The sequence below is a fragment of the Cutibacterium nasicola genome, assembly GCF_052654715.2.
Genome location: NZ_CP199745.2, coordinates 1203115 through 1219912, shown reverse-complemented (window position 1 = coordinate 1219912; position 16798 = coordinate 1203115). Strand labels below are relative to the sequence as shown.

The following is a 16798-nucleotide window of genomic DNA, read 5'->3' as shown; positions in this document are numbered from 1 at the left end:
GGCGCAAAATCCGCATGTCAGGATCGGCCTGGGGAGTCCTCATGGTTGAGCACCTTGTCCAGGAGCGGGGCCAATGTGTCACCGTCGGGTGCGTGTACCAAGGGGGCTGATTCGGGGGCCCACTGCACCCGGTGACGGTCTTCGAGAACCGTCGTCGTCCCGTGGGCCAGCACCTGCTGGGTCGTCGAGAGCTCACGGATGGCAATGGCGCGGGTGTGGCCGGGTTGCAGCTCGTCGAACTCGGAGTATATCCGGATATCGTGCTGCCCGTCGTCGCCGACCAGCACCCATTCGATGTCGGGGAAATCGCGGGCCAGTTCGCGCAGGGCCGTCCGCTTGTGGTCCACACCGGAGCGAAACCACCCGATGTTCGTCGGTCCCCAGTCGGTCAGCAGCAGTGGTCCTTGCGGGTAGCCATGGCGGGCCAGGAACCTCACCAGGAAGGGGTAGGTGTTCCAGGCGCCGGTGGACACGTAGACCACGGGTGCGTCGGGATGGCGCCCCAGCAGTTTCTGATACATGCGGGCCATGCCGGGAATGGACTTGCGGGCCTGCTCAGTGAGGACGAAGGAGTTCCAGGCGGCGATGAGGGAGCGCGGCAGAGACGTTGCGATGACGGTGTCGTCAATGTCGGACACGATGCCGAAACGGGTGTTGCGCGAGACGACGAGGACCTTCGCCTTCGTGGTGTCCCCGCTGGTGGAGAGGGTGACCTCGTGCCATCCCGGTTGCAACCCAGGATTCTTCATGCGCACGTCGACGTATCCGGCACGGTCGGCACGTACGGTGATCTTCTCCCCATTGACGTCGACCACGACCTCGGTACCCGGTGCTGGAAGACCGAGGAAGTTGCGCCACCCCCGCTGGGACAGCAGGTCGATGGACAACATGTTGCGCCGGGTGAGCGGAGAACGGCCGGGATGACGCTCCTGTTCCGGATTGGCACCAGGAGGACTGGTGAGGACGACTCGGCCCAGAACGCGCACATGGGTGGCCGATCCGTAACTGCGATATCCGATCACACGCGGCATCCAACCGCGTCGGCGCAGCGTGGCGTTGAGACGCCTGTGAAGGGCATCCTCGACTCGAGCTCCGATGAACGGCCGGTTCGACATGTCCTGGAGATTACTGGATCGGGCTCCATCGTGGGACGATGGGCCGGTGAGCCAGTCTGTCGATCAAGCCCGAACTCCCCTTCCGGCTGCCCTGGCCGTCGAGATCCAGTCCTGTGGATTCTTCCCCGAGCTGGTCATTGACGTCGCCGAAAACTCTTTGGCCGGAGAAGAGGTCCTCGACCATCTGCTTCATCTCGAGGCAGCCTTCGACAATGACGAGGTCCACCGGCATCTCACCGTCATCTTGCGTACGGCGACGCGAATGCTCATCGGTCACACCGACGAGCGGACCGAAGGAGGACGGCTGCAGGCCGTGACCTCAAGCGAGTCGATCCCGTTGTCGCAAGTGCGCTCGGTGGTGCTGACGCGCGTCGTCGTGGACCCCGACAAGTTCGGCAAGGACCCCTCGGCGACGACCGTGGAGACCTGGCTGCAGATGACCTGGGGCGCGGTGTCGCACATCGAGCTCGAGCCCGCCACCTGCGGTGACCCGATGTGTACCGCAGACCACGGCTACACCGGCACCTTCAGCGGTGACGACATCGTCATCCGGATGAGCCCTGCCGCTGATGGCGCCGATCAGGTCGAGCGGATGATGGGATTTGCCACTCGAATGCAGGTAGCCACTGGAGCAGCACGATGACGCCATTGCTTGCCCCTGACCTCGTGGCGCCGGGTCCGCAGACCCTTTCCGACCTGGTCCCCGCCATGGGGAGAGCGTTGACGGGCCAAGGGCCAGCTGGGCTCGGTCTGCCCGACGCGAAGCGTTACGTCTTCTTACTCGTTGACGGGATGGGACGGGAGAACCTTGAGCAGTCGCGGCACCTGGCGCCCACACTGTCGGACATGCACATGTGCCACGATCTGACCTGCCAGGTCCCCTCGACGACAGCCACCTCGTTGAGCTGTATCGGTACCGGTGCCGCTCCAGGACACCACGGTGTCGCCGGGTACACCTTCCGCGCTCCCTCCGGACGGGCCATGAACGCCTTGAGCTGGGCTAACGGCGACGACCCGGAGGTCATTCAGCCCCACCCGACGGCCTTTGAGGACCTGGGGGCAGCGGGGGTGGCGGTCAGCAGCGTGGGACCGGCTCGGTTCGAGAGGTCCGGGCTGACGCGGGCGAGCTTGCGCGGTCCGCGCTTCGTGGCCATATGTGACGAGGATGACGTCGACGAGCGTGTTCACAAGACCCTCGCTGCGTCTCAGGCCGGGAACGTTTCCCTGACCTATGTCTACGAGCGGTCCCTCGACCACGTCGGCCACGGCGAGGGATGGCAGTCCGCGGCGTGGAGATCACGTCTGATGTGGGTTGACGATCTCGTCGGAGCCCTTCTTGACCAGCTGGATCCCGGTACCGCCCTGGTCGTCACGGCAGATCACGGCATGATCGATGTGCCGCAGGGCCACCGCGTCATGATGGAGGACGAGGGGGGACTGCTCGCAGACGTCGATCTGCTGGCGGGGGAACCCCGATTCCGCCACGTGTACACCCAATGCCCCGTCGAGGTCGCCCGGCGGTGGCGACGGGTGCTCGGAGACCGTGCCCAGGTCGTGTTCGGTGACGACGCCGTCGACGCGGGGCTCTTCGGCGTCGTGGATCACTCCACCCGCTCCCGTTTCGGTGACGTGCTGGCGATCACCCGTGATGACTGGGCGATCATGAGTCGTGCTACTCCCAAGGAGCTCTCCCTGGTCGGCATGCATGGCTCCTTGACCCCGCCGGAGATGAGAATTCCGTTGCTGGCGCAGGTCTGCGAGGGCTGAGAATGGCCGAGCTCGTCTTTCACACTGGACCGATGGACTCCGGAAAGTCCACACTCGCGTTGCAGATGGACCACGCTCAGTCGGCCCATGACCGTCAGGGGGTTCGGTATGCCATGCACGATCGCTCCGGCGGCGCCCGCATCACCTCCCGGATCGGCCTGAGCGTCGAGGCCGTCGAGGTGACGGACTCCCTGGACCTCCACCACGACGTCGTGGCACGGCTGAGTCGTGGTGGACGCATCGACTACCTCATCTGCGACGAAGCCCAGTTCTACCGTCCCGAACAGATCGACCAGCTCGCCCGGGTCGTCGACGACCTCGGGATCGACGTCTACTGTTTCGGCATCCTGGCCGATTTCCGGACCGAGCTCTTCCCCGGATCCAAACGGCTCGTCGAACTCGCCGACCGCGTCGTCCATCCGCCCGTCTCGCCGCTGTGCTGGTGCGGACGTCCTGCGACCCACAATGCCCGTGTCGTCGGCGGCGTCATGATGCGTGAGGGGGACCAGGTGGGCGTCGGCGACATCGGCGGCGGATCGGAGATCCACTACGAGGTGCTGTGCCGTCGTCACCACCGTCAGGGGATTGCCGCAGAAATGTCCAGGGCAACTCTTTCCGAGCAAACCCTGCCCTTCGACGACTGACAACGATCCCTGCTGTCCAGCCGGGGATCGTGTGTGAACGTTTCAGAGCTCAGGGCCTGTCACGCGTGCGGGGTGGGGCCTCCGAACATGATCTCGTCCCACGACGGGATAGACGCCCTCTTGGACTTGCGAGGCTTGCGCTTCTTGCGCGGCTGCTCGCCACTCTCGACGAGGGCATCCTGCTGGGGCTCGTCCTTGTCGGCAGGCCGGCTGTCCGTGGTGGACCTCGACGTGCGAGGCGTCGTCCTTGTTGTCGGCTTCTTGGCAGCGGCGTCCTCCTTCGTCTCCGGCCTTTCCTTCTCAGGAGCGGGAGCATTCTCGTCCGGCGGGTCATCGGTCTGGGACTCGTGTGTCGCGTCTTGCGATGCCTCCGACGTCTGGATTCCGGGGGTGGAATCGACGTCGACCACCGGTGTCTTCAGGCCTTCGTAGATGTTGACCGAGTCCTCCTGGAAGCCCGCCAGCATCTCGTAGAGCATGTCCATGTCGGCTGGGGACGAGGGGACGAAGTCGTAGACCCCGTCGTGCTTGGTCATCCCTGCGACCGCGTCGGGGTCGGCCGGTGACTGTGGACGATTGCTCACTGCGCGAACAATGGCCAACTCGTCGTTGAGATCCAGCGTCGGTTCCTGATCGGGATCGGGAGTACCGTTCGCCAACGGCTCGGCGGGAGCAGGGGAGCGGTCGTTGACGAGCCAACGTGCACCGGCGTCCTCAGGGGAGGTGTGGCGTCCCTTGAGGTCGAAGCGGAACATCGCTGCGCTCGGAGCCCCCTCCTCGGTCGCGGGCCAGGTGGCTTCGAGGGCCCAGGTGTGATCCTCGTGGCGCCACGACCGCCAGGAAATCTTCTCATCGGGGATCGAATTGGTCTTGGCAACACGGGAAATGACGGTCCCCAGGGCGCGGTGGGACCCAGGCGCGCCGGCACGGCGAACCGGGCACGTCATGGCAACCTCGATGATGTGATCCAGTTCGGCGAGGACCGGTATGGCGAAGGGCTCCACCTGATCGACGCCGACGCCCGCCTCAGCGGCCACCTCCTCGACAGTGGCCCCGGAACGGATCCGCGACTGAATCTCGCGGGGGCTCAGAGCGCTGTCCATCGTCCACCTTCCCTCCCGACTCCTTGTGGTCGGGGTTTGGCTGTGTGAGTCACCAACTTACTTCCTTCGGGCGTGATGGTACCGCCCGGATGCCCCGGCGCGCTGTCCGCCGGCTTGACAGGTGTGATACACAAGGGTGCGAATATTGTGCGGTCGCAGCTCGCAGTCGGCGAGTTGGCGACGTCTCGAGTCCTTACTGGAAGGTGACCATGGCTACCGATTACGACGCTCCGCGCAAGACTGATGAGGAGGTCAGTGAGGACTCCATCGAGGAGCTCAAGAACCAGCGCAACGACAAGAACTCCGGAAAGGTCGACGAAGACGAGGTCGAGGCTGCTGAGGCTTTTGAGCTTCCCGGCGCTGATCTGTCCCATGAAGAACTGACCGTTCGCGTGCTGCCTCGCCAGTCCGGCGAGTTCACGTGCGCGTCCTGCTTCCTCGTGAAGGGACGTTCCCAGCTCGCTGAGGAGCGTGACGGCCAGTTCTACTGCGTCGATTGCGTCTGATCCTCCCCATGACGTGAGCTGACCCTCATCTCCATGAGACGGGGGTCAGCTGTCGTCGGTGGGATGAGGTTCAGTCGTCGTTCTCGTCCTTGAGGCTCTTGCCGGTGGTGGGGTTGACCGAGCTGAACTTCATCCAACGCTTGTTGACGAAGCGGTTCATGAGCAGCTGGGATCCAGCGATCCCGATGCCGCTGGCCAGCGCCCACGAGAGCGCCTTCGTGGTCGAGACCTCGGGGTCATCAGGCTGGGGAGTCTCCTCATCACCCGTGACGTACTTCCACACGCCCTGGACGACCTTCTGACTGACGATGGTGGTGACGGCGCCGAGAGCACCGGCGTAAACCTTCCACAGGATCTTTTCTGGGATCATGGCGTCATCATATTGCGTCCTGGCCCGTCGACTAGGCTGTGACGGTGAATTCCCACCATCCGTCTGGATCCGTGATCCATCTCGAGAGACCCTGGGCGCCGTTCTCGTGGTGGCTCATCGGTGCTGTCGCAGCGCTCTCGCTCATCGCGGTGACCGGTGCATGGACGAGTTCGTCCATCGGCATGATGGTCACCGTCATCGTCGTTGCCGCCGTCGTTGAGGCTGGGCGGGTTCGCAGCGGCGTGACTGGGGACGTGACGGCTTCGGATTCGGCCGCCGCGTCCTTCGTGCCTGGATCGAAGGACGCTTCCAACGACACTCGTGATGAGGAGGGTAGCCGTGGCTGACGTCACTGTTCCGACCGTGGCAGATCCTGAAGCCATGCCCCGCTATGCCATGCCTGGCGACGCGGGGGCTGATCTCACTTGCCGTCACGACGTCGACCTGGGCCCGGGGGAGAGGGCCATGGTCGAGACTGGTGTGCGTATTGCCTTGCCAGAGGGTTGTGTCGGGCTGGTCAATCCGCGATCGGGTCTGGCAGCTCGGCACGGGTTGTCGATCGTCAACGCGCCCGGGACCATCGACCCGGGGTATCGGGGTCAGCTCAAGGTATTGCTCATCAATACCGATCCCCAGCAGTCCTTGCACCTTGACGCCGGGTCTCGGATAGCTCAGCTCGTCGTGGTGCCGGTGGTGCAGGCAGTGTTTCAACCGGTTGATGACTTGGACGAGACCGAACGTGGCCAGGGTGGGTATGGGTCCACCGGCGTTTCTGGTGTGCGTCCCGCTGACGGTTAGACTGCTTTTGTTGGCACACGGTGTCGGTCGAGGAAGGACACAATGTTCGGTCGCAAGAAGCGCAACGACGACGTCGAGACGGATGAGGTCATCGACGGGGAGCTCGAGGCCACCGGGGAGGACGAGTCCGACGAGGAGAAGGACACTTCCTCCTACCGGATCAACCTCGACCGCGAGGACGGCCCCTTCGACATAGATGAGGTCGACCTCGATGCTGACGATTTCGAGCGCATCGATTTCGGGTCCCTCATCGTCACTCCCTTCGAGAACATGCAGATGCAAATCCAGCTGGATCAGACCTCTGGTGCTGTGCAGAGCCTGCTCGTCGTTCAGGGAAATTCCGCCATTGAGGTGGCCCTCTTCGCAGCCCCTGCCTCCACACTCATGATTGACGAGGTCCACGAGGAGATGATTCGGGGTACCGCTGCTCAGGGTGGCGAGGCCAATGTCGATTCGGGTCCGATGGGTGCCGAGTTGCGTCGCATCGTCCCGATGAAAGGCCCCGACGGCGAGGACGGCTACCACGTCTCGCGCACGTGGCTGGCTCAGGGACCGCGCTGGTTGCTGCGCGGTGTGCTCATGGGCGAGTCGGCTCTCGGGGAGAAGCTCGACGCTACAGGCCAGTTGCTGCTGGAGTTCTTCTGCAATCTTGTGGTGCGTCGTGACGACAGCCCGCGTGTTCCCGGTGACGTCATCCCGCTGAAGGTTCCTGAGGGGCTACGCCCGGAGGAGTCCTGATCATGACCGAAAGCACCGGTCCTCGCGCTCCCCGCGAGTCGATGCTTCTGCGAGCCCTGCACCGGTTCACGGCGTCCAATGAGGACCTTGCCGATGACGACCTGCAGCGTTCCAGCATTGACGCCGGGGTCTCGACCATTGCCGAGGCCAAGATGCGTTCCCGTGCGGCCCTCCAGGGGCGGATCGAGGTGCTGACCCTCAACCCGCGTGGGACGAATCGTTGGCTCGAAGCAGAGCTGCGCGATGGCACTGGTGCGGTCACGCTTATCTGGATGGGCCGACGTCGCATTCCCGGTTTGCGTGCCGGACGAAGGATCAGTGTTGAGGGGATGATTACTGAGGCCGATGGTCGCCGGGTGATTTACAATCCCAGGTACACCGTTCTTCCTGACTGAGGGCGAGCTTCCGACTAGGGGACGGTTTCGGTGGAGGATTTCAGGATTGCCGAATCCTTGCCGGGGCGGAAGTCTAATGCCGACACGGGTACGCGGCGTGGTTCTGTCGTCTCCTTGATGTTGTTGCATCCTCGCGCTTCTGGTTACTGCGAGTACCTCTTCTCACCGTTTAGTACCTGTTTTCCCGATACTGCTGCCGCAACCTGATCCTGCGCCTACGTTTTGCCAATGTCCTTCACGGCTGTGTCGGCCTCCTGCTTACCCCGCGTCGTCCTTCCCGTGCCTTGTGGGCTTGGTCATTGTTGGTGTGGTGATGTGGGTGTTGGCGGGGCTTGGTGTCGTGTGGGGTGGTAACTGGTGAAGTTGTCACCGGTTTTGCCACGACTGGGAACGGTGGGCCCCGGCAGGCGGGTTGTAGCGGTGGACACGGCCCACCCCAGGAGTGGTCCAGGAAGTCTTGAAGGGCTCTCACCTGTCCAGTTCTGGTCAAACACCCTGGTCTCGGTCGGCCCGTTTCGCAACTGTGGGCACCTCTGCTACGAGTCCTTGCACCACCGGCACTCATAACCGTGATCACCACGAACATCCAAGGGGGGAGCCCCACCACCGTGGGTACCACGGCCCCACCCCCACTGTTTTCCCGGTCACTGCCACCCCCACCATCGTGGCAATCCTGCATGCGAGCTGCCCCGCTGCCACGACAGATGGTGCCAGCCCCACAGGCGACCGGAATTACCACCACACGGACGGACAAGGGGAAAGGCGGGAAAAGGGGAAGGGGGAACACGAAGTGGAGCAGGGAGGCCACGCTAGGTGGCCTATCAGCCGAGAGTGATCCGACACAGGAAACCCTGGGGCCGAGTCCCGGGGTTGTGAGAATCCGGATCCGCTGATCAGCGAGGTGCCAGTAGATCGACCAGGTCGGGCTCGTAGTTCGGCGAGACCATGAAGAGCAACTCGTCGCCAGCCTCAAGGGCTGCTTCGCGCTCCGGGGCACGTCCTTGACCATCGCGGATGATGGCAACCAACACCGCATCTCCGGGCATCGAGATGTCGCGGATGCGGTCCCCCACGCGCGGCGAATTGTCCGGCAGGGTGAGCTCGACGAGATTCGCTCGTCCCTTCTGGAAGGTGAACAGGCGCACCAACTCACCGACGGTCACGGCCTCCTCAACCAGTGCCGCCATGAGCCGCGGGGTCGACACTGCAACGTCGACTCCCCACACCTGGTCGAACATCCACTCGTTGCCGGGATGATTGACGCGAGCCACTGTCCTGGGAACGCCGAACTCTGTCTTGGCGAGTAACGAATGGACCAAGTTGACCTTGTCGTCACCGGTGGCCGAAATGGCGATGTCACAGCTGTCGAGGCGAGCCTCCTCGAGAGTAGCCAACTCGCAGGCGTCTGCACACAACCACTCGGCTTCCGGAACGGCGTCCGGCTTCATGGCGTTGGGATTCTTGTCGATGAGCAGGATCTGGTGTCCATGAGCAGTGAGCTCACGAGCAATGGATCGGCCGACGTTACCGGCTCCGACGATGACGATTCTCACGATTCTCCTTGCCTCAGGTGAGTGGCGCTGTGGGTGCGATCAGCGCTTGACCGGTGGCTTGGCCAGCAGGCCTTCGACTTCGGTGATGCGCTCGACCTCGACGGCCGCATAGACGACGTCGCCGTCCTGCAGCAACGTGGCGGCGTCAGGAACCATGCCCTGACCGAACCGCAACAGGAACGGCAGTGGGGTGTGGATGCGGTCCTGGATGGTGGAGATCTTCATCCCGACCCAGTCAGTGTGGGTGTTGATGCGGATGAGGCGGACCTGACCGGACGGGTCACGCCAGGCAGGCTCAGACCCCTCCGGCATGAGGCTTCGCAGCACTTGGTCGGCAGTCCAGCGCACGGTCGCGACCGTCGGGATACCGAGCCGCTCGTACACCTCGGCTCGTCCCTGGTCGAAAATGCGCGCCACGACGTTGTCGATTCCGAACTCTTCGCGGACCACCCGGGCTGACAAGACGTTGGAGTTGTCGCCGTTGGAGACGGCAGCGAAGCCGTCAGCCTCGCGGATACTGGCCTTCTCGAGCACCGAGCGGTCGAATCCGACACCCTTGACCGTCTGTCCCTTGAAGTCGGGGCCAAGCCGACGGAAGGCGTTGTCGTCAATGTCGATGACCGACACGTCGTGGCCACGTTTCTCCAACAGGATGGCCAACCTCGATCCGACTCGGCCACATCCCATGATGACGATGTGCACGTGACCCCTCTCCTGGGTGGCGGTGGCACCCATCCGTGTCGTGGTTGTCGGGGCCATTGTGCCGCGTCCCGGTCTGACTGTCTTGTCCGAGGCGTTTGCTGGCCTGACGGTCTCGAGGCTACCGGCAAGGTGCCGACGATGTCCTACGCAAGTAGAGTGACCCGCCGTGAAGGTTTTCCAAGCCGTCAAGAGGGTGCTCATCGGGCGCAAACTCGAGAGCAGTGCTTTGGGTGAGACCCTCCTGCCGAAGCGGATCGCACTACCGGTGTTCGCCTCCGACGCTCTCTCGAGCGTGGCGTACGCCCCTGACGAGATCCTCATCACCCTGTCGCTGGCAGGTGCTGCCGGATTCGCATTCTCATGGAAGATCGGCATTGCCGTTGCCCTCGTCATGCTCATCGTCGTGATGAGCTACCGCCAGACGGTGCATGCGTATCCGTCCGGCGGTGGTGACTACGAGGTGGCGACAGCCAACCTCAGTCCGCGGTTCGGGCTCGTCGTGGCCAGTGCGCTGCTCGTGGACTACGTCTTGACCGTGGCCGTGTCGGTGTCGTCGGGCATCCAGAACGCTGAGGCGATGATCCCCGATCTTGCCGGTCACGAAGGGTTTGCCGCTGCCGTCATCATCGCGATTCTCACAGCCATGAACCTTCGCGGCGTCAGGGAGTCGGGAACTCTCTTCGCAATTCCAACCTATGCCTTCATGGTCTCGGTGATCTGCATGGTCATCTGGGGTCTGACGAGGATTCTCGTCCTGGGTGACGAGCTGCGTGCCCCCACCGCTGATTGCACGGTCGTCGGGGCGCCGAAGTACACCGGCTTGGTCGGTATTGCCTTCGTCATCCTCATGGCGCGTACCTTTTCTTCCGGTTGCGCCGCTCTGACCGGTGTCGAGGCCATCTCCAACGGTGTGCCGTCTTTCCGCGAACCAAAGCCGAAGAATGCCGCCACCACCTTGGCCATGCTGGGCGGAATTGCTGTCTCGATGCTCATGGGCATGCTCATCCTGGCCAATCTGACGGGCGTCAAGATGTTCGACACAACAGGGGAGTCCCATCTCGTCGACACCCACGGAAACGTTGTCAAGGACCAGGTGACGGTCGTCGGTCAGCTGGCCCGAACCGTCTTCTACGACTCCTTCAAGCCGGGTTTCTACATCATGATCGTCTGTACGATGATCATCCTGTTCCTGGCTGCCAACACTGCCTTCAACGGCTTCCCGGTGCTGGGCTCGATCCTCGCCCGTGACGGATTCCTGCCCCGTCGGCTGCACACCCGTGGCGATCGTCTGGCTTACTCGAACGGCATCCTGACGCTCGCCACCGGCGCCATCATCCTGGTACTCGTCTTCAATGCCTCGGTGACGGCGTTGATCCAGCTGTACGTGGTCGGCGTCTTCATCTCCTTCACGGTGAGCCAGACCGGCATGATGCGTCACTGGACGCGGCTGCTTCGCACAGACACCTCGGCCTCGGTCAAGGAGCGCCGCAGGTGGAAGCACTCGCGGATCATCAATGGCATCGGCCTGGTGGGAACTGGTGTCGTTCTGATCATCATCCTGGCGTCGAAGTTCATCCACGGCGCCTACCTCGCGCTCATCGCCATGGCTGTGGTCTACGTCCTCATGACGGGGATCAAGAAGCATTACGACTCGGTGGCTCAGGAGCTGGAGCTGAACAGCTCGTCCGACCGTGCCCTGCCGTCGCGGGTCCACGCGGTCATCATGATCTCGGACCTCAACAAGCCGACGATGAGGGCGATTCAGTTTGCCAAGGCCACCGTGCCGACCTTCTTGGAAGCCGTCATCGTCGACGTCGACCCCGACGCCACGGACCGCCTGCTGGAGCGTTGGGACGAAGAGGACATCGACATTCCCCTCAGCGTCATCGCTTCTCCATATCGCGAGATCACCAACCCGTTCATCGACCATATCCGTCGTATCCGCAGTGAGAATCCGCGCGACATGGTCGAGGTGTTCATTCCTGAGTACGTCGTCGGTCACTGGTGGGAACACCTCCTGCACAACCAAATGGCTCTCGTGGTGCGAGCGCGGCTGCACTTCATGCCGGGTGTGCTCATCTCGTCGGTGCCGTACCAGTTGCGCAGCTCGGCGATTCTGGAGAGGCGCTGGAAGCGCAACGATCCGCGGTCGTGGCGAGATCCCAGCGCGACGATCACTCCCCGCCACTGATATCGGGGTGCTTTCCTCGTGATGACGTTCACCACGAGGCATTGCAGTCGTGCCTCGACATCAGCTTCTCGCGAACCTGGCTTGGCCCACCCCTGAATCACGGGGTTTGAGGCCCATCAACGTCCCAGTCGCGCGGACGCGGCACCACTGTGGGTCCTAGACTTGCGCGGGTGCATGAGTCTGTTGATGCGTCCCCGGTCGAGGAATTCGACCTTGTCATGGGCAAGATTGCCCACGGTGGTTACTGCGTGGCGCGTCTGGACGGCAGGGTGGTCTTCGTCCGCAGCGCATTGCCGGGGGAGAAGGTTCGAGTTCGACTGACCGACACCTCGAAGGTCTCGCACTGGTTCGGGCAGGCCGTCAAGGTTGTGTCGGCTGACCCGCATCGCGTCGATCCGCCGTGCCCGGTCGCGGGGGTATGCGGTGGCTGCGACTTCCAACATGTCGACGTCGAGTTCCAGCGCGAGCTCAAGCGTCGGGTCATTGCTGAACAGCTCAACCGTATCGCCGGCATCAAGTGGACTGGAACTGTGGAGGCCGTTGACGGTTCCTCCGACGGCCTGGGCTGGCGGACACGCATGCAGTATCGCAGCCTCAATGGGTGTCCCGCTCTGCGACGCCATCGCAGTCACGACCTGGTGCAGGTGCCTGAAGGTGGTTGCCCCATCGCACACCCTGCTGGGCGTCCGGCTGCCGAGTCAGCGTGCCGCGCGGCCCAACAGGCGATCGTCATGGTGACCAGCCGCCTCACCGAGGATCCGCAGGTGAGCGTCATCGCGGATGGTCAGCTCATTGCCGGCGGCGAGACGATGACGACTCAGGTGGGTGAGCGGCGTTGGAAGGTTGGCGCCGGTGGCTTCTGGCAAGTCCATCCCGGGGCAGCCGAGGCATTGGCCGACGCCGTGCTAGGTGGACTGGATCCCCATCAGGGCGACGAGGCGTTGGATTTGTACTGCGGTGTCGGACTCTTCGCAGGCCTGCTTGCAGATCATGGGGTTCGCGTCCGTGGCATAGAGGTGTCACGTCAGGCGGTGGCGCTGGCACGACGAAATGTCCCCGGTGGGCGCTTCACTGCTGGGCGTGTGGAACGGGTTCTGCCGCGTATGAAGGCCAAGGCGAATCTCGTCGTTTTGGATCCCCCGCGCAAGGGGGCGGGTAAGGCCGTCGTCCAAGCGGTGACGCGAACGTCACCGCGGGCGATTGCACACGTCGCATGTGATCCGGCCGCGCTGGCCCGTGACCTGCACCTGTTCGACGTCGGCGGATATGTGCCGCGTTCGATCCGTGCGCTCGACGTCTTCCCGATGACTCATCACGTTGAGGCCGTGGCGATCCTGGAGCCAAAGATCTGAGATGGCAGATCCTGTTCCGATGTGTCCGCTGCGTCCGGGAGATCCTTGTAGCCTGTGCCAGCTCTACGTCACTGGTCCTCAGGACTGCGGGCTGGTGTACCTCGTCATGGGGGATGACGCCCTGCGCGGCGAGCTCGCGAGGTACAGGAAGGCTGCGCGGGAGAGGGAGAAGCAGACCACCCCTCCGCGTGCGGTCGAGGCGGCAGGTGACGGTGAGTTGTGCTCCGATTCTGAGGGGCTTGGCTGATCCATGGGATGGACCTGTCCCGCACCCAAGGTTCGCTGCAGGCCTGGAGTTGGTGACGCAGTGGTGCGTTGCTGACACGAGTACACAGTGTGCGCCATCTTCCACATCACCTGGGATGGATCTGATTCTTGTCGTCGGTCGACTTTCGGGACCGCGTCTGACGTGCGGCGATGCAGGATCATTGCTCGAACACCGGGAATGTATGCGCTGGTCTCAATGTGTATGGATCTGACATCTGGTTCGACATCTTGGCCACGGATTCGACTGGTGCGACCGTTGAGCCCCGATGGTAATGGCGTGAACGCGGACGGACGAATGTGGCTCGTCTCGGCCGGAACGGCCAATGTGCCTCGGGTTGTGATGCCGTGAGCATACCGACAGGGCCTGGTGGGTCTGTGGGATCGTTCTTCTACTTAGTCGAACCTAACTTGGGGCCTGCCTCGCAACAAGATATCTTGATATCAAGATATCTTGTTCTGCCGCGGTGGTGGAGCTCGACGCGAGATGATGACATCCGCATCGACCAGTCAGGAGTCCACATGAGTGTCAACAGCTTCGACGCGAGGCGAACCCTCGACGTCGACGGCCAGTGTTACGAGATCTACGACATCACCAAGGTTGACGGTTCTGACAACCTGCCGTACAGCCTCAAGGTTCTGCTCGAGAACCTGCTGCGTACCGAGGACGGTGCCAACATCACCGCCGGGCAGATCACCGATCTGGGACATTGGGACGCCGAAGCCCGGCCGTCCACGGAGATCCAGTTCACCCCGGCCCGCGTCATCATGCAGGACTTCACTGGCGTGCCCTGCATCGTCGACCTGGCCACCATGCGCGAGGCCGTCGCCGACCTCGGTGGTGACCCCAGCAAGGTCAACCCGCTGTCGCCCGCCGAGATGGTCGTCGACCACTCCGTCATCGTCGAGCGCTTCGGCACCCCGCAGGCCTTCGAGCTGAACAAGGACATCGAGTACCAGCGCAACCGCGAGCGTTACCAGTTCCTGAGGTGGGGCCAGACTGCGTTCGAGAACTTCCGCGTCGTCCCGCCGGGCACCGGCATCGTCCACCAGGTCAACATCGAGCACCTTGCCCGTGTGACCTTCGTCCGTGATGAGGGCGGTAAGAAGGTTGCCTACCCGGACACCTGCGTCGGCACCGACTCGCACACCACCATGGTCAACGGCCTCGGCGTCGTCGGCTGGGGGGTGGGTGGCATCGAGGCCGAGGCCGCCATGCTCGGCCAGCCCGTCTCCATGCTCGTTCCGCGCGTTGTCGGCTTCAAGCTCTCCGGGGAGCTGCTTGACGGCGTCACTGCCACCGACCTCGTCCTGACGATCACCCAGATGCTCCGCGAGCAGAAGGTCGTGGGCAAGTTCATCGAGTTCTACGGCCCCGGTGTCGCCGCCGTCCCGCTGGCCAATCGCGCCACGCTGGGCAACATGAGCCCGGAGTACGGCTCGACCATTGCCATCTTTCCGATCGACGACGTCACCCTGGACTACCTGCGCCTCACTGGTCGCGACGAGGCCCAGGTCGAGCTCGTCGAGGCGTACGCCAAAACTCAGGACATGTGGCACGACCCGGATCGTGAGCCCCGCTACTCCGAGTACATGGAGCTCGACCTCTCGACGGTCAGGCCCTCGGTCGCTGGCCCGAAGCGTCCGCAGGACCGCATCCTCGTCTCCGAGGCGAAGGAAACCTTCGAGAAGACGGTTCCCGACTACACCACCAATCCAGGCGCCGCGATTCCGGTCACCCTGGCTGACGGACGTTCCTTCGAGCTACGCAATGGTGCCGTGACGGTCGCCGCCATCACCTCCTGCACCAACACCTCGAACCCCAGCGTCATGATTGCCGCTGGGCTGGTGGCCAAGAAGGCCCACGAACTGGGTCTGTCGCCGAAGCCGTGGGTGAAGACCTCGCTGGCACCGGGCTCTCAGGTCGTCACCGACTACTTCGAGCGTGCCGGACTTTCCGAGCACCTCGCTGCCATGGGCTTCGAGCTGGTCGGCTACGGATGCACCACCTGTATCGGCAACACCGGACCACTCATCCCCGAGGTCTCGGTTGCCATCAACGAGAACGATCTGGCCGTCACGGCCGTCCTGTCCGGCAATCGCAACTTCGAAGGGCGTATCAGCCCCGACGTCAAGATGAACTATCTGGCCAGCCCGCCCCTGGTCGTCATCTACTCGATCGCCGGCACCATGGACATCGACCTCAACAACGACGTCCTGGCCACCACCCCGGATGGTCGCGAGGTCCGTCTGGCCGACCTGTGGCCCTCCACCACTGAGATCGAGGAGATCGTCGGGTCGTCCATCTCCGCCGAGATGTACTCCGAGCGCTACGCCGACGTCTTCGACGGTGGCCCGCGGTGGAAGGAGCTGGAGACCCCCGAGGGTGAGACCTTCGCGTGGGATCCCGCATCCACCTACGTCCGTAAGCTGCCGATCTTCGACGGGATGAAGGCTGAGCCCGACCCGGTCGGTGACATCACCGGCGCCCGTGTGTTGCTCAGGCTCGGCGATTCGGTCACCACCGACCACATCTCCCCGGCCGGCAATATCAAGACCGACTCCCCGGCGGGTCAGTGGCTGGCCGGCAATGGTGTCGAACGCCGCGACTTCAACTCCTATGGCTCCCGCCGTGGCAACCACGAGGTCATGATGCGTGGCACCTTCGCCAACATCCGTCTACGCAACCAGCTCGCTCCGGGCACCGAGGGGGGCTTCACCCGCGACTTCACCACGGTCGACGGCCCCGTCACCACGGTCTACAACGCCTCGGTGAACTACCGCGAGCAGGGGATCCCGTTGATCGTCCTGGGTGGTAAGGAGTACGGATCCGGATCCTCCCGTGACTGGGCCGCGAAGGGTACCCAGCTGTTGGGCGTCAAGGCCGTCATCACTGAGAGCTATGAGCGCATCCATCGCTCCAACCTCATCGGTATGGGCGTCCTGCCGTTGCAGTTCCCGGCGGGTGAGTCGGCCGATTCCCTCGGTCTGACCGGTGAGGAGACCTTCGAGATCACTGGTGTCGACAAGATCAACGAGACGATACCGAGGACAGTCCACGTCAAGGCTGTCAACGGTGACAAGGTCGTCGAGTTCGACGCCGTCGTCCGCATCGACACTCCGGGAGAGCGCTCCTACTACCTCAACGGAGGCATCCTGCAGTACGTGCTGAGGAACATGGCTCGGCACTGACGCATGCGTTCAATCGGGGGTGGGAACGACGTCGCTCCCACCCCCGTTCGCCGTCCCCTGAGGAATCGCGCCAAGGCAGGAGAGTGACGGCGACATGGCGGGTGCCCT

Annotated in this window: 16 protein-coding genes and 1 pseudogene; 12 read left to right on the top strand and 5 right to left on the bottom strand. The window is 63.4% G+C overall.

The window, feature by feature from the left end; translation table 11 throughout:
• Window positions 1-17: 17 nt before the first annotated feature.
• The gene (locus tag ACUCCZ_RS05665) at window positions 18-1115 is read right to left on the bottom strand and encodes an App1 family protein (RefSeq protein WP_435916634.1); all 1098 of its coding nucleotides are present in this window, start codon (window positions 1113-1115) and stop codon (window positions 18-20) included.
• On the opposite strand from ACUCCZ_RS05665, the gene ACUCCZ_RS05660 reads away from it, so the two are divergent.
• Genes ACUCCZ_RS05660 through ACUCCZ_RS05650 form a run of 3 tightly spaced genes read left to right on the top strand, consistent with a single transcriptional unit; the run spans window position 1096 to window position 3526 of the window.
• Window positions 1096-1758 carry a DUF5998 family protein gene (locus tag ACUCCZ_RS05660; protein ID WP_435916633.1) on the top strand — a complete coding sequence of 221 codons (663 nt, stop codon included), beginning with the start codon at window positions 1096-1098 and terminating at the stop codon, window positions 1756-1758. The genes ACUCCZ_RS05665 and ACUCCZ_RS05660 overlap by 20 nt on opposite strands.
• Window positions 1755-2882, top strand: a complete 1128-nt coding sequence (locus tag ACUCCZ_RS05655) for an alkaline phosphatase family protein (RefSeq protein ID WP_435916632.1) — start codon at window positions 1755-1757, stop codon at window positions 2880-2882. The genes ACUCCZ_RS05660 and ACUCCZ_RS05655 overlap by 4 nt, the downstream gene beginning before the upstream one ends.
• Window positions 2879-3526 (top strand): thymidine kinase, encoded by a 648-nt coding sequence (locus ACUCCZ_RS05650; RefSeq protein ID WP_435917018.1) that lies wholly within the window; start codon window positions 2879-2881, stop codon window positions 3524-3526. The genes ACUCCZ_RS05655 and ACUCCZ_RS05650 overlap by 4 nt, the downstream gene beginning before the upstream one ends.
• Window positions 3527-3585: 59 nt before the next feature.
• On the opposite strand, the gene sepH is transcribed toward ACUCCZ_RS05650, so the two are convergent.
• A complete protein-coding gene (gene sepH, locus ACUCCZ_RS05645) occupies window positions 3586-4629 on the bottom strand; it encodes a septation protein SepH (RefSeq protein WP_435916631.1) in 1044 nt (347 codons plus the stop codon).
• A 209-nt stretch (window positions 4630-4838) separates the two neighbouring features.
• Between sepH and ACUCCZ_RS05640 the strand changes: the two genes are divergently transcribed.
• A complete protein-coding gene (locus ACUCCZ_RS05640; protein WP_002513666.1) occupies window positions 4839-5135 on the top strand; it encodes a DUF4193 domain-containing protein in 297 nt (98 codons plus the stop codon).
• Between the two features lie 70 nt (window positions 5136-5205).
• On the opposite strand, the gene ACUCCZ_RS05635 is transcribed toward ACUCCZ_RS05640, so the two are convergent.
• Window positions 5206-5505: a DUF4235 domain-containing protein gene (locus ACUCCZ_RS05635; RefSeq protein WP_435916630.1), complete on the bottom strand. Its 300-nt coding sequence runs from the start codon at window positions 5503-5505 to the stop codon at window positions 5206-5208.
• Window positions 5506-5543: 38 nt separating this feature from the next.
• On the opposite strand from ACUCCZ_RS05635, the pseudogene ACUCCZ_RS05630 reads away from it, so the two are divergent.
• The 4 genes and pseudogenes from ACUCCZ_RS05630 to ACUCCZ_RS05615 form a co-directional block, all read left to right on the top strand.
• Window positions 5544-5806, top strand: a pseudogene (locus ACUCCZ_RS05630) (DUF3093 domain-containing protein); the annotation flags it as partial.
• Between the two features lie 38 nt (window positions 5807-5844).
• Window positions 5845-6303: a dUTP diphosphatase gene (gene dut, locus ACUCCZ_RS05625; protein WP_435916629.1), complete on the top strand. Its 459-nt coding sequence runs from the start codon at window positions 5845-5847 to the stop codon at window positions 6301-6303.
• Between the two features lie 42 nt (window positions 6304-6345).
• On the top strand, window positions 6346-7041 hold the full coding sequence (locus ACUCCZ_RS05620) for a DUF3710 domain-containing protein (RefSeq protein WP_435916628.1): 696 nt from the start codon (window positions 6346-6348) through the stop codon (window positions 7039-7041).
• Between the two features lie 41 nt (window positions 7042-7082).
• Window positions 7083-7436: an OB-fold nucleic acid binding domain-containing protein gene (locus ACUCCZ_RS05615; protein WP_435917017.1), complete on the top strand. Its 354-nt coding sequence runs from the start codon at window positions 7083-7085 to the stop codon at window positions 7434-7436.
• 893 nt (window positions 7437-8329) lie between these two features.
• Here the strand turns inward: ACUCCZ_RS05615 and ACUCCZ_RS05610 are convergent.
• Entirely contained in the window at window positions 8330-8989 is a 660-nt protein-coding gene (locus tag ACUCCZ_RS05610) for a potassium channel family protein (protein ID WP_435916627.1), read from the bottom strand.
• A 39-nt stretch (window positions 8990-9028) separates the two neighbouring features.
• Window positions 9029-9724 carry a potassium channel family protein gene (locus tag ACUCCZ_RS05605; RefSeq protein WP_435917016.1) on the bottom strand — a complete coding sequence of 232 codons (696 nt, stop codon included), beginning with the start codon at window positions 9722-9724 and terminating at the stop codon, window positions 9029-9031.
• A gap of 133 nt (window positions 9725-9857) precedes the next feature.
• On the opposite strand from ACUCCZ_RS05605, the gene ACUCCZ_RS05600 reads away from it, so the two are divergent.
• From ACUCCZ_RS05600 to acnA, 4 genes are all read left to right on the top strand, one after another.
• Window positions 9858-11882, top strand: a complete 2025-nt coding sequence (locus tag ACUCCZ_RS05600) for an APC family permease (protein ID WP_435916626.1) — start codon at window positions 9858-9860, stop codon at window positions 11880-11882.
• A gap of 170 nt (window positions 11883-12052) precedes the next feature.
• On the top strand, window positions 12053-13234 hold the full coding sequence (locus ACUCCZ_RS05595) for a class I SAM-dependent RNA methyltransferase (RefSeq protein ID WP_435916625.1): 1182 nt from the start codon (window positions 12053-12055) through the stop codon (window positions 13232-13234).
• Between the two features lies 1 nt (window position 13235).
• Window positions 13236-13481, top strand: a complete 246-nt coding sequence (locus ACUCCZ_RS05590; protein WP_435916624.1) for a DUF6767 domain-containing protein — start codon at window positions 13236-13238, stop codon at window positions 13479-13481.
• Window positions 13482-14020: 539 nt separating this feature from the next.
• Entirely contained in the window at window positions 14021-16690 is a 2670-nt protein-coding gene (gene acnA / locus ACUCCZ_RS05585; RefSeq protein ID WP_435916623.1) for an aconitate hydratase AcnA, read from the top strand.
• The last annotated feature ends 108 nt before the right edge of the window (window positions 16691-16798 follow it).

Excerpts from the sequence above, each read along its gene's own strand:
- sepH (WP_435916631.1), bottom strand. The coding sequence starts at position 4,629 with ATGGACAGCGCTCTGAGCCCCCGCGAGATTCAGTCGCGGATCCGTTCC.
- ACUCCZ_RS05640 (WP_002513666.1), top strand. The coding sequence starts at position 4,839 with ATGGCTACCGATTACGACGCTCCGCGCAAGACTGATGAGGAGGTCAGT.
- ACUCCZ_RS05660 (WP_435916633.1), top strand. The coding sequence starts at position 1,096 with ATGAACGGCCGGTTCGACATGTCCTGGAGATTACTGGATCGGGCTCCA.
- ACUCCZ_RS05605 (WP_435917016.1), bottom strand. The coding sequence starts at position 9,724 with ATGGGTGCCACCGCCACCCAGGAGAGGGGTCACGTGCACATCGTCATC.
- ACUCCZ_RS05615 (WP_435917017.1), top strand. The coding sequence starts at position 7,083 with ATGCTTCTGCGAGCCCTGCACCGGTTCACGGCGTCCAATGAGGACCTT.
- ACUCCZ_RS05620 (WP_435916628.1), top strand. The coding sequence starts at position 6,346 with ATGTTCGGTCGCAAGAAGCGCAACGACGACGTCGAGACGGATGAGGTC.
- ACUCCZ_RS05655 (WP_435916632.1), top strand. The coding sequence starts at position 1,755 with ATGACGCCATTGCTTGCCCCTGACCTCGTGGCGCCGGGTCCGCAGACC.
- acnA (WP_435916623.1), top strand. The coding sequence starts at position 14,021 with ATGAGTGTCAACAGCTTCGACGCGAGGCGAACCCTCGACGTCGACGGC.
- ACUCCZ_RS05590 (WP_435916624.1), top strand. The coding sequence starts at position 13,236 with ATGGCAGATCCTGTTCCGATGTGTCCGCTGCGTCCGGGAGATCCTTGT.
- ACUCCZ_RS05635 (WP_435916630.1), bottom strand. The coding sequence starts at position 5,505 with ATGATCCCAGAAAAGATCCTGTGGAAGGTTTACGCCGGTGCTCTCGGC.
- ACUCCZ_RS05665 (WP_435916634.1), bottom strand. The coding sequence starts at position 1,115 with ATGTCGAACCGGCCGTTCATCGGAGCTCGAGTCGAGGATGCCCTTCAC.